Here is a 14,157-nt window from a genome sequence, read left to right as displayed (position 1 = left end):
CCATGTTAACTACAATATTTCTAGCACTTGTCGCAGCTTTTATATTAACAGTTATTTTCTCCCCGCTGTTCATTCCGCTTCTAAAAAGGTTGAAATTTGGACAGAGCATAAGAGAAGAAGGACCAAAATCACACATGAAAAAAGGCGGGACCCCTACGATGGGTGGTGTCATGATCCTTCTTTCCATACTGGTCATTACCCTTATTATACAAGCGGTAAAGATGGAATTCAGCACCGAAGCGTTTCTCCTTTTATTGGTCACGATTGGGTTTGGTCTGTTAGGATTTTTAGATGACTTTATTAAAATTACAAAAAAAAGAAATCTCGGTTTGACATCAAAACAAAAATTGGCTGGACAGCTTGTTATTGCTTTCATCTTCTTTCTCGTTTTAAACAACGGTAATTTTGATACTTCTGTTTCTATTCCAGGAACGAGCTGGTCCCTTGAATTTGGCTGGTTTTATGTGGTGCTTGTCATCGTCATGCTTGTAGGAGCATCGAATGCTGTTAATTTAACCGATGGACTTGATGGTCTCTTGGCAGGAACAGGAGCGATCGCGTTTGGGGCGTTTGCCGTACTTGCATGGAATGCAGACATGGGGGAAGCGGCTGTTTTTGCTTCAACTGTTGTAGGTGCTGTTTTAGGCTTTTTAGTGTTTAATGCCCATCCAGCAAAGGTATTTATGGGAGACACTGGATCTCTTGCACTTGGTGGAGCGATCGCATCTCTTGCTATCCTCACAAAACTTGAACTGCTGCTGATTTTAATCGGCGGTGTGTTTGTTGCTGAAACGTTGTCGGTTATTATGCAAGTACTTTCATTTAAGTTAAGAGGTAAAAGAATCTTTAAAATGAGCCCGATTCATCATCATTTTGAACTGACTGGATGGTCTGAGTGGCGCGTTGTAGTCACTTTTTGGGCTGTTGGAATGGTTTGTGCTGTACTCGGGATATATATTGAGGTGTGGGTATAATGAATAAAAGTTGGTTTAACGGAAAAAACGTACTGGTTGTTGGTCTTGCTAAAAGCGGGATGGCAGCGGCAAAACTATTAAATACATTAGGTGCTGAAGTAACAGTAAATGATGCTAAAAATCTTCAAGGAACAGCTGAAGAACAAGAATTAGAAAGAGAAGGAATAAAACTCGTGTCAGGAGGCCATCCCCTGTCTTTGTTGGATGGTTCCATTGATTATGTAGTGAAAAATCCGGGAATACGATATGACACTCCCCTGATAGAAAAGGCACTTTCTCTCGGCCTGCCAGTAGTGACAGAAATTGAGCTGGCTGATCTTGTTTCAAAAGGTGATATTCTAGCTATTACAGGTTCAAACGGAAAAACCACTACTACCACCCTTATTTATGACATGTTAAAAAAGAGCGCTGTTCCTGCTCATATTGCTGGCAACATCGGTAAAGTAGCATGTACAGTAGCTCAAGCTGTCCAAGAAGATGAAGTAATGGTTACAGAAGTATCAAGCTTTCAATTAAAGGGAACCGAACATTTTCACCCTCGAACAGCAGTGCTTTTAAATATCTTTGACGCTCATCTTGATTATCACGGCGGACGGGAAGATTATGAGTATTCCAAGGGGAAAATTTTTGCCAATATGGGCCCTGATGATTATGCCGTATATAATGCCGACGTTCAGTCAGCAGCAGATCTTGCTGAAAAATCAAAGGCCCAATTAATTCCTTTTTCCGTATCAAAATGGGTAAGTACAGGCGCCTGCGTGCAAAATGGGTCTCTTTACTTTCAAAATAAAGAAGTACTTCCCTTAAGCGAAGCGGCACTGCCAGGAAAGCATAATCAGGAAAATATGCTGGCTGCCATCGCTGGAGCAATGCTTCATGGCGCAAGTTTATCTGCGGTACGTGAAGTGCTGAGAAATTTTAAAGGAATTGAACATCGGCTTCAATATGTCGGAGAGGTCTCTGGCCGTAAAGTTTACAATGATTCAAAAGCGACGAATATACTTTCTACCCAAAAAGCGATAGAAGCCTTTGAAGATCCAGTTATTTTAATCGCTGGAGGGCTTGATCGTGGCAACGGTTTCGAAGACTTGATTCCATCCTTAAGAACGGTTAAAGCAGCTGTGTTCTACGGACAAACAAAAGATAAGCTTAAAAAGGCAGCTCACGATGCTGGCGTAGAAAACGTTTCAGTCGTGGAGTCACTAGATGAAGCAGTAAGCGAAGCCTATTCATTTACAAATGAAAAAGATATTCTGCTTCTCTCCCCTGCTTGTGCAAGCTGGGATCAATTTAAGACGTTTGAAGAACGAGGAAGTCAATATATAAAAGCAGTAGAAAAACTGAAGTGAACGTAATTTAGCGGAGGAGTCCGAGCAGGTAAGCATGTTCACCTCTTAGAAGCATACATTGAAAGAAGAACAGTTCAATGTAAGCGAGAGGTGAACAAAAATGGAAAAAACGGTACGTCCTTTAGATACGGTACTGCTTGCTGCAGTTATAGGATTACTCGCAGCCGGACTTTTCATGGTATATAGCGCAAGCTCTGTTTGGGGTGAATTTGTACAAGGAGATTCATTCTACTTTTTAAAAAGACAGCTCATTTTCGCCGGTGTTGGTGTGGCAGCAATGATATTCATTTCCAAAATAGATTATTGGTTTTGGCAGCGCTGGTCCGTAGTTATTCTGGTCATTTGCTTCTTCCTGTTAATAGCTGTACTCGTCCCAGGTATCGGGATGGTACGGGGCGGAGCACGAAGCTGGATTGGAGCCGGAGCCTTTTCTATTCAGCCATCTGAATTTATGAAACTTGGAATGATCATTTTTTTGGCTCATTTTTTAATGGAGCACCATAAAAAAATAACTTCCTTTAGAAAAGGGATGCTGCCTTCACTCCTTCTCATATTCACAGCTTTTGGTTTAATCATGCTTCAGCCTGATCTTGGTACAGGTACGGTTATGGCTGGAACTTGTTTTGTTTTATTATTTGTTGCAGGAGCCCGCATTCGTCATTTTGTTTTTCTAGGTGCTTTAGGTATTGCAGGGTTTGCTGGTTTGATTTTATCTGCTCCTTACCGCATACAGCGTATTACTTCCTTTTTAGATCCATGGTCAGATCCTTTAGGAGCAGGTTTTCAAATTATTCAGTCGCTATATGCCGTTGGGCCCGGAGGTTTATTTGGATTAGGGTTTGGAGACAGCAGACAAAAATATTATTATCTTCCGGAACCTCAAACGGATTTTATTTTTGCTATATTGGCAGAAGAAGCTGGCTTTATTGGGGCTGGTTTTGTGCTCATCCTTTTTGGAATACTATTATGGAGAGGAATTGCGACAGCTCTTACTGCTCCAGATATGTTCGGTGCCTTTCTTGCAACGGGCATATGCGGCATGATATTTATACAGGTTCTGATCAATATCGGGGTCGTCACTGGTCTTTTTCCTGTAACTGGAATCACTCTTCCTTTTTTAAGTTATGGAGGGTCTTCACTTACACTTATGTTGGTAGCTGTTGGTATACTATTAAATATTACGAGGTATCGAACGAATTATCATCGTTAGATAATGAATCAGGAGGATGTTATGAAAGTAATTGTGACAGGTGGTGGAACTGGAGGCCATATATACCCAGCACTAGCGCTTGTAAAAGAGATAAAGAAATTTGCACCGCATAGTGAATGTTTATATATAGGAACCGAAAATGGACTAGAAAGCGACATTGTACCAAGAGCTGGAATCCCAATTAAAACCATCACAATTAGCGGATTTCGGCGTAAACTATCATTGCATAATTTTAAAACGGTATGGCGCTTTATCCGGGGAACACGTAAAGCAAAAAAAATAATTGAAGACTTTGGAGCCGATATTGTTATAGGAACAGGCGGTTATGTAGCTGGTCCTGTTGTTTATGCTGCTTCAAAGATGGGAGTGCCCGCCATTATTCATGAACAAAATAGTGTGCCTGGCCTTACCAATAAATTTTTAAGCCGGTATGTTGATAAAGTGGCTGTGTCATTTAAGGAATCGTCACAGTTTTTCCCTTCTGAAAAAGTAGCTTATACGGGAAACCCAAGAGCATCAGAAGTTTCAGGAGAGAAACCGAAAAATCCGCTGCCTGAGTTAGGATTGCAAGCAGGAAAGAAAACAGTGGTCATTGTAGGGGGCAGCCGCGGTGCAAGACCTATTAATGAAGCTTTTCTTAAAGCATTACCTACTGTAAGCAGTAATAAATGGCAATATTTGTATGTAACTGGATCTGTTCATTATGATAAAGTAATAGAAGAAGTGAAAAAAGCTGGAAATCCGAAGAATGTCGTGATTAAACCGTTTATTCACAATATGCCTGCTGTTCTTTCTTATGCAGACCTCATGGTTACAAGAGCTGGCGCTACTACACTGGCTGAAATTACAGCATTAGGTCTGCCATCCATTCTTATTCCAAGTCCGTATGTAACCAACAATCATCAAGAAAAAAATGCAAGAGCATTAAGTGATAACGGAGCTGCAATAGTAAGGACAGAAAAAGAATTGGATGAAAATATATTGTTACAAGATATAGATGATGTATTAGCAAATGATGAAAAATGGCAAGCCATGCATAAATCCGCGTTAAAATTAGCAGCGCCTCGTGCTGCTGAAAACATATACCGGTTAATGGAAGAATTAATGACGCCCTAATAAGAAAAAAGGGAATGGGAAAACAACTCCGTTTTTATCTTTTTAAAAAAAGGAGGTTATCAGAAGGTAATGCAAGAAATAATAAATGAATTAGAAAAGGAAAATGTCGGAAAAGTAGTGGAAAAAGAACCGCTTTCCAAACATACTACTTGGAAAATAGGCGGTCCTGCCGATATTTTTATCGAACCGGACGGCGTAGATGGTCTTGTTAAAACGATGAAAATTATAAACGAACATAATGTTCCCTGGAGAGCTATAGGCAGAGGATCGAATTTGCTCGTTGATGATGATGGGGTTGAAGGAGCAGTCATAAAACTGGGCCAAAATATTAGTCATTTGGAAATAGAAGGGGAAACCCTTCGTGTTGGCGGCGGCTACTCTTTTATTAAACTTGCTACTATTATTAGTAAAGAGGGTCTTTCAGGACTTGAATTTGCGGGTGGAATTCCTGGAACCGTTGGTGGTGCTGTCTTTATGAATGCTGGCGCTCATGGTTCGGATATGTCCAATATTTTAATAGAAGCGCGCGTGTTATTTCCTGACGGAAGATTAGAATGGATAAAAAATAAAGATATGAACTTTTCCTATCGCACCTCCAGGCTGCAAAAAGAGAAAGGAATTTGTGTCGAAGCTAAACTTCAAATGAAAAAAGGCGATAAAAAATCAATTGTAGAAGAAATGCAAAGCCATAAAAGTTATCGCCGGGAAACCCAGCCGTGGAATTATCCCTGTGCAGGCAGTGTGTTTCGTAACCCGCTCCCAGATCATGCCGGTGCTTTAATAGAAAACGCAGGCCTAAAAGGATTCCAGGTTGGAGGGGCACAAATCTCAGAGCTTCACGGAAATTTTATTGTTAACGTGAATCATGCTAAAGCAGCTGACGTGTTAGCGATTATAAAGCATGTACAAGACACCATTCGTGATCGGTTTCAGGTAGATATGAATACAGAGGTGGAGCTCGTGAAAAGACAGGCGTAACGCCTGTCTTATTTGGAAATTAAATCAGTGTGTTTCCGCTTTTCTTAAGGAGGGATAAAAAAGATGCCGGATAAAAAGGTAGTGACAATTGATGACCGTATTCCTGCTCTGAAAGAGAAGCGGAAGAAAAGGTCTAACCGCCGCTTGATTTTATATCTTTCCATCTTTTTTATTCTGATTTTAATGGTTATTTATTTCCAATCACCTTTAAGTCATGTAAGGAATATTCAGGTTGATGGGAATGTCCATGTGAACAAAGAAGAAATTATTAATGCCAGCGATATTAAGGAAGGCACAAGTATATGGAATATAGATACGGGAAAAACAGCAGCTAAATTAAAAGAATTTACTGAGGTAGAAGGTGCTGCAGTAAGCAGATCATTCCCCTCTACTATTCACATTGAGATAGACGAATATGAACGGATGGCTTATGTAGAAACAGAAGATCAGTACATCCCAATTTTGAAAAATGGAGAGGTCCTTCATGACAATACTACTTCTGTTCTTCCGGCAGACGCACCGGTTCTCCAAAACTTTGAGGAAGAAAGACAGCTTAAAGCATTTGCACAAGAATTAAGTCAACTAGGCGAAGGGATATTAAACCGGATTTCAGAAGTGTCTTATGTACAAGCAGAAGAAAGTGGTTCACTTGTTTTGTATATGAATGATGGCATAGAAGTAGCAACCACCATCCATAATTTCGCAAGTTATATGTCTTCCTATCCTTCTGTGGCAAGAGAGATAAGCCCAAATACGCCAGGTGTGCTTCATATGAAAATGAGCCCTTATTTTGAAAGTACGGAAGAAGAAACAGATCAAACGGAAGAATCAGAAGGCATAGAAGAAACCGAAGCAGAAAACGCTGGAGAGGAGGACAATGTTGAAGAAGAGTGAAGTCCGGATACTTACTATATTATGTATGGTGCTAGGTTTTTTATTAACACTGTCTTATCAAACAGCAGCGGAAAAAAATAATAAAGCAGAAGAAGGGCAAGCATTGTGGGAAGAAGACCGGCTGCGAAATTCCGTATTAGAAGAACAGGAACAAAACAAGGAATTAGAAGAAGAATGGCGTTCGTTGCAAGGGGAAGTTCGGGAAATGGAAGAAGAGATTGCCGGGGAAGAAGTGTCTTCTTTTAATTTGGTAGAAGATCTAGAAAGACTGCGTATGCTAACGGGAGAAGTGCCGGTAAAGGGGCCCGGAATAGAAGTAACTCTTGATGATCATACATACGTGCCGGATGGCAGCAACCCAAATGATTACATAGTTCACGAGCGTCATATACAAGAAGTGGTAGATGAATTAATGTTGGCAGATGCTGAAGCTATTTCTATTAATGGATTTCGTATTACTCGAAATTCTTATATTCAATGTATCGGCCCCGTTATTAAAGTGGACAGCAGCACGTCTGCTGCCCCATTTGTAATCCAGGCTGTTGGAGACCCTGAACAGCTTGAAGCTGCACTGGAGTTATCTGGCGGAGTGAAGGACAAGCTTGTTAATGAGAATGTAGAAGTACGTACTCAAAAACAGAATCAAGTAATGATGGAAGCCGTTGTAGGAGAGAGTGAGTAATATGGGTTTCGTAATAAAAACAATCCTTCTTGTTGTGAGTGTTGGAGTTGGTTTTGCTGCTGTAACTCAACTGCAAAATATCGCTCCAACGAATGCAGCAGACAACAGCAGGGATATTCTAGAGCTGCGGCAGACCCTGCGAGAAGAACAAGAGCACAGGCAGGAGTTATATGAAAGAATAAGAGAAAATGAACGTTTACTTGAAGAATATGCAGCGGAACAGAAAAACAGCAGAGAGTTTGCGATGAAAGAAGCCGTCGCTAACCTTGAAGAAAAAGCAGGTCTTACAGAAGTAAGCGGGCCAGGCATCACCATAGAATTGAAGAAAGCAGGCGCAACTCAAGCTAACACAAGCAGCAGTGAAGTGAGTTTAACACCTGTACTGCTTCGCCGTCTTGTGAATGAACTATATAGTTTCGGGGCCGAGGAAATTTCCATTGAAGGAGAAAGAATTTTAGAAACGACTGCTTTTCGTGACATTGGAGGGGCAACACACATTAATGGAAATAGACTGCCAGCATTGCCTGTCCAAATAAAAATAATTGCTGATGATCCAGAAAAAGTACATAACCAATTTATTGTTTCTGAGTCGGTGGAATATTTATCATTTGAAAATGTGGAGCCCGAATCAGCAGTGAAAGATGAAGTAACCATTCCTGCCTATGATGAAATACGAAGAGTGCGTCATATGGAAGCAGTGGAGGAGGACTAAGTCATGTGGCTGCCAGTCGTCGGTGTGTTTCTAGGAGTCGTGATTGGATTATTAACAGGTGTTCACATTCCAGCTGGATATTCACTTTATTTTACCATAGCCATTTTAGCAGTTTTAGATACATTGGTTGGAGGGTGTAAAGCCAGTTTGGAAAAAAAATTTGAAGATTCCTTATTTTTATCTGGTTTAGTTATAAATCTTGGTTTTGCTTTAAGTTTAGCTTTTCTAGGTAACCAACTTGGTGTAGACTTATACTTAGCAGCAGTTTTTGCTTTTGGTGTAAGGCTTTTTCGAAATATTGCCATAATGAGACGAGAGCTTTTAAGGCGGTGGAAGATAAAATAAGGCATCTTTGAAACTTGCTGAATAGTTTTTCACTCTTATTCAAAGGATTTCAACTTTAGTTGTTGAAGTGTAATAATATTGAAAAACAATCGTAAATAATTTTTTGTTAGTTTTTTCACACCAACCATCTTTTCACATGCTAAGATGGAAGGAAGGTGAAAGAAACAGAAAAAGAAAGAATAATAGATGCAGTTAAGACATGCAACGGGAGGTGCCAATACATGAACAACGAAGATATCTATGTCAGCCTTGATATCGGTACGTCCGGCGTTCGAGTTATAATAGGAGAAATGTCCGGAGGCTCCTTAAAAGTGATTGGAGTAGGTAATGCTCCTTCCACCGGATTAAAAAAAGGAGCTATTGTTGATATCGATGAAACAGTAAGATCAATCCAACAGGCTGTCGATCAAGCAGAACGTATGGTAGGACTTCAAGTCGATCAGGTAATTGTGGGCGTGAATGGCAATCATATTGATATGCAGGCATGCAGCGGGGTTGTTGCCGTTTCGAGCCCTGACCGAGAGATCAGAAATGATGATATTGAGCGCGTAATGGATGCAGCTCAAGTATTGTCGATCCCGCCAGAACGAGAAGTCATTGATGTTATTCCAACACAGTTTATTGTAGATGGTCTTGAAGGGATTAATGACCCGCGGGGAATGCTTGGAGTCCGCCTTGAATTAGAAGGAATAATTATTACAGGAGCGAAAACTGCATTACATAATTTGCTTCGATGCGTAGAAAAAGCTGGACTAGAAGTTGCTGATATTTGTTTGCAGCCTCTTGCTGCAGGTACTGTAGCTCTATCTAAAGATGAAAAGTCTTTAGGAGTCGCACTGGTGGATGTTGGCGGAGGTTCTACGACCATCTCTGTTTTTCAAAACGGAATGATGCAGGCTATGTCCGTATTAGCAATCGGCGGAGATCATATTACGAACGATATCTCTGTTGGTCTTCGCACGACTACAGAAGAAGCGGAGAGAGTGAAAAAAGAACAAGGACATGCCTTTATTGATGAGGCATCTGATGAAGTCACTTTCGAAATGAAAACGATTGGCAATGAAAATATGGAAGAATACTCTCAATATGAAATAGCTCATATCATCGAACCGAGATTAGAGGAAATATTAGAGCTGGTTGATGATGAAGTATATAAAATGGGTTTTTCTGATCTTCCTGGAGGATATATACTCACGGGAGGATCTGTCATGGTACCGGGAGCACTTGAACTTGCAAGGGACGTACTGCGCCATAATGTCCGAATGGCCGTTCCTGACTATATCGGAGTAAGAGAGCCTGTTTATACAACAGGAATCGGTCTGATTGAATTTGCTCACCGAAATGTTAAAATGCAGGGTAAGGAGACAGCTGCTTCGGTTTCTTCTTCGAAGAACAATGAACCGGAAGAGAGCACGAGTCAGCAAAAAGCACCAAAAAAAGAAAAAAATCCTGATGACCCTGGGATGAAAAATAAGGTGAAAAATTTCTTTAAAGTATTTTTTGAATAAGGTGCAAAGCTGCATGGATAGAACTGATGAATTAGGAGGACCTTGAATGTTGGAATTTGAGATGGATATGGAACAACTAGCCCAAATTAAAGTAATAGGTGTTGGCGGCGGCGGCTCCAACGCTGTAAATCGAATGATTGAAAATGGTCTTCAGGGAGTAGAGTTTATTGCGGTAAATACCGACGCCCAAGCACTCCAATTATCAGAAGCTGAAACAAAACTTCAGCTTGGTGGTAAACTAACGCGAGGTCTTGGTGCCGGCGCTAACCCTGAAATTGGAAAGAAAGCAGCAGAAGAAAGCAAAGAACAAATTGAAGAAGCTCTAACCGGAGCAGATATGGTATTTATAACGGCTGGAATGGGGGGCGGAACCGGTACAGGTGCAGCGCCTGTCATTGCCGAGGTAGCAAAAGAAATTGGCGCATTAACGGTTGGTGTTGTTACCAGGCCGTTTACCTTTGAGGGCCGGAAACGTTCGGGACAGGCTTCCACTGGCATTTCTGCCTTAAAAGAAAAAGTAGACACGTTAATTGTTATTCCTAATGATCGTTTACTAGAAATAGTAGACAAAAATACTCCAATGCTTGAAGCGTTCCGCGAAGCAGATAACGTGCTCCGTCAAGGTGTGCAAGGTATATCAGACTTAATTGCAGTACCGGGTCTTATTAATCTGGACTTTGCTGATGTGAAAACCATTATGAGTGAAAAAGGTTCGGCGTTAATGGGGATCGGTATAGCTACGGGTGAAAACAGAGCAGCAGAAGCCGCTAAAAAAGCGATATCAAGCCCTCTTCTAGAAACGTCAGTGGACGGCGCACAAGGAGTCTTGATGAATATCACAGGCGGCACGAATCTCAGCTTATTTGAAGTGCATGAAGCAGCAGAGATTGTTTCAGATGCATCTGATCATGAAGTGAATATGATTTTTGGTTCTGTTATTAATGAAAATTTAAATGATGAAATTGTGGTCACTGTCATTGCTACCGGATTTGAAGATAATGAAGATAAACAGGAAAAACAAACGCAGCGGCAGTCAAGTTTACAGCAAAGGCGAAGCCAGCCTGCTGCAGGAGTAACACCGCGGATGAATAACCAGCAGCAAGAACGACCGCCTCAACAAGAAGAAGTCAATGAACCTGTAAGAGAGCAGCAGCCGCAAGAAGAAACAGAAACATTGGATATACCAACATTTCTGCGCAACCGCCGCAGAAGAAAATAATCTTAGAATATTTTACAAGGGCTGTCCCTTTAAGCCGACTTTTTGGCTTAAAGGGACAGCTCTTTTTTGCTTTGAAAGATTAACTATGCTAAAGGATCAAATATTTTCCAATAAGGAACAGGCGGCAAGCCTAGGAAGGTTTAAGTTTATTAAACAATCAAAATATACTCTTGCCCTGAATTTAGACGTATTTCTCAAGCCGCGTTTTTCTAATGACAAAATAACTGAAAAGAAGAGAAAAAAACTGTCATGAACTGACAGACTTTTAAATAGTTTATATATATAATAGGAAATACTCTATCAACAGATGAATGCTAGAAGGTGATATGAATATATTATCTTGACTTGTTATGGGGATTAAATGTCATCATTCATCTTGTGTTATTCGCAGGGACTGCGCGGTTGATCAAACGAAAACTCTCATTAAAACGTCTGTTTATCGTCTCTGTGATTGGATCCTGCAGTATTTTTATTGTACTTACTCCATTTGAGCTATGGCTGGTGCATCCGTTAGGCAAAGTATTGTTATCTATCGTTTTAGTTTTTGCTGCATTTGGTTTTCCGTCTCTATTCGCCTTTTTGCAAAGTTTGTTTATGTTTTACGTGATGAGCTTTTTGGCAGCCGGGACAATTACAGCTATAGAAACGATGCGTTTTTCTTTACAGCATAGAGAAGGATTTTTATCTGAGTATGCCGCTTCGATGTACAGCAGTTTTTCCATCATACTTATTGTGTTTTCGCTTCCTGTTTTATGGTTGACATTTAAATGGACGGACAACACGACCAAAGCTAGAAAAATGCAATGGTCTAAGCTAGCGACAGTGACAATCAAAGTAGAAAATACAACTTGGAAAGGCGAAGCTTTAATTGATACGGGCAATCAATTAAAGGATCCGGTCACTCGGTCCCCGGTTATGGTGATGCAAATTTCTTTATTGCGAAAAGAACTGCCGGAAGAACAGTTTAAACAGCTAGAGACTATGCTTCACCATAAACGGATCGAAGATTTAGAATATGTAACCTGGTGGGAAGGGAGGTGGAGGCTGGTTCCTTATCGAACAGCGGGGCAAAATATGCAAATGATGTTTGCATTAAAACCAGATTTAGTTACGGTTCAATTTGAAGAAAAACAAATTGATTTTGATACTATATTAGTCGGTTTAGAATCGCAGTCTTTATCTTCAAATGAAGATTTTCAAATGATAATTCCTTCTGATCCTCTGCAGGCTTCTGCACATGAAAGTGCGTAAAACTATTTTTGTAGGAGGTCATATGATTGCTGAAACTAAAGTTTAAACTATTATGGTACAGGCTGCTGCAAAAGATTGGTTTAAAACCGGACGAACTATATTATATTGGGGGCAGTGAAGCTTTGCCGCCGCCTCTTTCCAAAGAAGAAGAGGCCCATTTAATCAGTTTGCTTCCTAAAGATGATGAAGCTGCCAGGTCGGTTTTAATTGAACGCAACTTACGATTGGTTGTGTATATTGCCCGTAAATTTGAAAACACTGGTATAAACATTGAAGATCTCATTAGTATCGGCACGATTGGGCTTATCAAAGCGGTAAATACGTTTAATCCAGAAAAAAAGATAAAACTTGCTACGTACGCTTCGCGCTGTATTGAAAATGAAATTCTAATGCATTTGCGCCGCACAAACAAATTACGTTCGGAAATATCTTTTGATGAACCGCTTAACATTGACTGGGACGGAAATGAACTGCTTCTTTCTGATATTCTTGGTACAGAAGAAGATATTATTACAAAGGGCATTGAAGATAAAGTAGACCGCAGGCTTCTTAGAAGAGCTCTTAGCACCTTAAATCCGCGGGAGAAACAAATCATGGAAATGCGTTTCGGGCTGGCGGGAAAACCAGAAAAAACACAAAAAGATGTTGCTGATTTATTAGGCATTTCGCAATCATATATTTCTCGTTTAGAAAAAAGAATAATCAAAAGATTACGAAAAGAATTTAATAAAATGGTGTGATTCCTCCTCTTCATATAGAGGCTGTTCAAAATTTTTTTCGAGTCAAAAAAAGCAGGCCTTCATGTATCAAAAGTGTGCTTCTGCTGGAATTTTTGACACGAAGAATTAAGAACAGCCTCCTTTTATGTTTATTGGTGTCTGCATAATTTTCCTTTGCGAGGAAATACTGAACATGAACATACAAGATTAACGGGATGTGTATTGCATCCCCTACATCATTGCTTGGGAGGGACTACAGTGGCACGTAGCAAGGTGGAGATTTGTGGTGTTGATACTTCTAAACTTCCCGTTCTAAAAAATAAAGAAATGAGAGAACTGTTTAGACAAATGCAGCAAGGAGATGAACAAGCTCGAGAAGAATTAGTAAATGGAAATCTTCGTCTTGTTCTTAGTGTCATTCAACGATTTAACAACCGCGGTGAACATATGGATGATTTGTTTCAGGTTGGCTGCATAGGACTAATGAAATCCATTGATAACTTTGACCTTTCTCAAAATGTAAGATTTTCGACGTACGCTGTTCCGATGATAATAGGGGAAGTAAGACGTTATCTTCGTGATAATAATCCCATTAGAGTATCAAGATCCTTGCGGGATACAGCTTACAAAGCCCTTCAAGTTCGTGATCAGTTAATGGCTGAAAGAGCACGCGAAGAAGAGCCGACTGTACAAGAGATTGCAGCGAAATTGGAAATGCCTAAAGAAGAAGTCGTATTTGCACTGGATGCCATACAGGATCCTGTCTCTTTATTTGAGCCTATTTACAATGACGGTGGAGATCCGATTTATGTGATGGATCAAATTAGTGATGATAAAGAGCAAGATAAAAAATGGCTGGAGCACCTTGCCTTGAAAGAAGCGATGGTGCAGCTGACAGCAAGAGAAAAAATGATATTGAGTATGAGGTTTTTTCAAGGAAAAACACAAATGGAAGTCGCAGATGAAATTGGTATTTCACAAGCTCAAGTTTCAAGACTTGAAAAAGCAGCTATTAAACAAATGAACCGCTCAGCAAGTATTTAACCTTTCTTACCTCGCCCAAATAGGCGGGGTTTTTTTTCGTCAAGAATTCAAAACTGCGGGAACGGTTTTTTTCAAAAGGGAAGAAATGATAAATAGTTGGCGTTTTTGATGTCTAGCTTCAGCGCCCAGCCGCTCAGGCGCACACGATAAAGAGGA

The 14,157-nt window shown here is 40.3% G+C and carries 14 protein-coding genes; all 14 read left to right on the top strand.

Annotated features, from left to right (window positions below; genetic code table 11):
- The first annotated feature begins 2 nt into the window (after nucleotides 1–2).
- The 14 genes from mraY to sigG all read left to right on the top strand — a co-directional run bounded on the left by mraY (nucleotide 3) and on the right by sigG (nucleotide 14,001).
- Nucleotides 3–974 carry a phospho-N-acetylmuramoyl-pentapeptide-transferase gene (gene mraY / locus FZF09_RS04805; RefSeq protein WP_158735453.1) on the top strand — a complete coding sequence of 324 codons (972 nt, stop codon included), beginning with the start codon at nucleotides 3–5 and terminating at the stop codon, nucleotides 972–974.
- Nucleotides 974–2,323, top strand: coding sequence for a UDP-N-acetylmuramoyl-L-alanine--D-glutamate ligase (gene murD / locus FZF09_RS04800; RefSeq protein WP_158735452.1), 1,350 nt, complete (start codon nucleotides 974–976; stop codon nucleotides 2,321–2,323). The genes mraY and murD overlap by 1 nt, the downstream gene beginning before the upstream one ends.
- Before the next feature lie 100 nt (nucleotides 2,324–2,423).
- On the top strand, nucleotides 2,424–3,533 hold the full coding sequence (gene spoVE, locus FZF09_RS04795; RefSeq protein WP_091582839.1) for a stage V sporulation protein E: 1,110 nt from the start codon (nucleotides 2,424–2,426) through the stop codon (nucleotides 3,531–3,533).
- Nucleotides 3,534–3,554: 21 nt separating this feature from the next.
- Nucleotides 3,555–4,649, top strand: a complete 1,095-nt coding sequence (murG, locus tag FZF09_RS04790) for an undecaprenyldiphospho-muramoylpentapeptide beta-N-acetylglucosaminyltransferase (protein WP_158735451.1) — start codon at nucleotides 3,555–3,557, stop codon at nucleotides 4,647–4,649.
- Between the two features lie 69 nt (nucleotides 4,650–4,718).
- Nucleotides 4,719–5,627 carry a UDP-N-acetylmuramate dehydrogenase gene (gene murB / locus FZF09_RS04785; RefSeq protein ID WP_158735450.1) on the top strand — a complete coding sequence of 303 codons (909 nt, stop codon included), beginning with the start codon at nucleotides 4,719–4,721 and terminating at the stop codon, nucleotides 5,625–5,627.
- A 63-nt stretch (nucleotides 5,628–5,690) separates the two neighbouring features.
- Complete coding sequence (locus FZF09_RS04780; protein ID WP_158735449.1) at nucleotides 5,691–6,521, top strand: cell division protein FtsQ/DivIB; 831 nt, start codon at nucleotides 5,691–5,693, stop codon at nucleotides 6,519–6,521.
- Entirely contained in the window at nucleotides 6,505–7,203 is a 699-nt protein-coding gene (locus FZF09_RS04775; RefSeq protein ID WP_158735448.1) for a DUF881 domain-containing protein, read from the top strand. The genes FZF09_RS04780 and FZF09_RS04775 overlap by 17 nt, the downstream gene beginning before the upstream one ends.
- Nucleotide 7,204: 1 nt before the next feature.
- Nucleotides 7,205–7,915, top strand: coding sequence for a DUF881 domain-containing protein (locus FZF09_RS04770; protein ID WP_158735447.1), 711 nt, complete (start codon nucleotides 7,205–7,207; stop codon nucleotides 7,913–7,915).
- Between the two features lie 3 nt (nucleotides 7,916–7,918).
- Nucleotides 7,919–8,260, top strand: a complete 342-nt coding sequence (locus tag FZF09_RS04765) for a small basic family protein (protein WP_158735446.1) — start codon at nucleotides 7,919–7,921, stop codon at nucleotides 8,258–8,260.
- Between the two features lie 221 nt (nucleotides 8,261–8,481).
- On the top strand, nucleotides 8,482–9,768 hold the full coding sequence (gene ftsA / locus FZF09_RS04760) for a cell division protein FtsA (protein ID WP_158735445.1): 1,287 nt from the start codon (nucleotides 8,482–8,484) through the stop codon (nucleotides 9,766–9,768).
- 46 nt (nucleotides 9,769–9,814) lie between these two features.
- Nucleotides 9,815–10,987, top strand: coding sequence for a cell division protein FtsZ (ftsZ, locus tag FZF09_RS04755; protein ID WP_158735444.1), 1,173 nt, complete (start codon nucleotides 9,815–9,817; stop codon nucleotides 10,985–10,987).
- Between the two features lie 345 nt (nucleotides 10,988–11,332).
- Nucleotides 11,333–12,238: a sigma-E processing peptidase SpoIIGA gene (locus FZF09_RS04750; RefSeq protein ID WP_158735443.1), complete on the top strand. Its 906-nt coding sequence runs from the start codon at nucleotides 11,333–11,335 to the stop codon at nucleotides 12,236–12,238.
- Between the two features lie 26 nt (nucleotides 12,239–12,264).
- Entirely contained in the window at nucleotides 12,265–12,978 is a 714-nt protein-coding gene (gene sigE / locus FZF09_RS04745) for an RNA polymerase sporulation sigma factor SigE (RefSeq protein ID WP_091582866.1), read from the top strand.
- A 237-nt stretch (nucleotides 12,979–13,215) separates the two neighbouring features.
- Complete coding sequence (sigG, locus tag FZF09_RS04740) at nucleotides 13,216–14,001, top strand: RNA polymerase sporulation sigma factor SigG (RefSeq protein WP_158735442.1); 786 nt, start codon at nucleotides 13,216–13,218, stop codon at nucleotides 13,999–14,001.
- Nucleotides 14,002–14,157: the final 156 nt, after the last annotated feature.

The sequence above is a fragment of the Alteribacillus sp. YIM 98480 genome (assembly GCF_009765375.1).
Classification (GTDB): domain Bacteria; phylum Bacillota; class Bacilli; order Bacillales; family Marinococcaceae; genus Alteribacillus.
This window is presented reverse-complemented; position numbering and strand designations above follow the sequence as displayed.

Excerpts from the sequence above, each read along its gene's own strand:
- mraY (WP_158735453.1), top strand. The coding sequence starts at position 3 with ATGTTAACTACAATATTTCTAGCACTTGTCGCAGCTTTTATATTAACA.
- murD (WP_158735452.1), top strand. The coding sequence starts at position 974 with ATGAATAAAAGTTGGTTTAACGGAAAAAACGTACTGGTTGTTGGTCTT.
- spoVE (WP_091582839.1), top strand. The coding sequence starts at position 2,424 with ATGGAAAAAACGGTACGTCCTTTAGATACGGTACTGCTTGCTGCAGTT.
- murG (WP_158735451.1), top strand. The coding sequence starts at position 3,555 with ATGAAAGTAATTGTGACAGGTGGTGGAACTGGAGGCCATATATACCCA.
- murB (WP_158735450.1), top strand. The coding sequence starts at position 4,719 with ATGCAAGAAATAATAAATGAATTAGAAAAGGAAAATGTCGGAAAAGTA.
- FZF09_RS04780 (WP_158735449.1), top strand. The coding sequence starts at position 5,691 with ATGCCGGATAAAAAGGTAGTGACAATTGATGACCGTATTCCTGCTCTG.
- FZF09_RS04775 (WP_158735448.1), top strand. The coding sequence starts at position 6,505 with ATGTTGAAGAAGAGTGAAGTCCGGATACTTACTATATTATGTATGGTG.
- FZF09_RS04770 (WP_158735447.1), top strand. The coding sequence starts at position 7,205 with ATGGGTTTCGTAATAAAAACAATCCTTCTTGTTGTGAGTGTTGGAGTT.
- FZF09_RS04765 (WP_158735446.1), top strand. The coding sequence starts at position 7,919 with ATGTGGCTGCCAGTCGTCGGTGTGTTTCTAGGAGTCGTGATTGGATTA.
- ftsA (WP_158735445.1), top strand. The coding sequence starts at position 8,482 with ATGAACAACGAAGATATCTATGTCAGCCTTGATATCGGTACGTCCGGC.
- ftsZ (WP_158735444.1), top strand. The coding sequence starts at position 9,815 with ATGTTGGAATTTGAGATGGATATGGAACAACTAGCCCAAATTAAAGTA.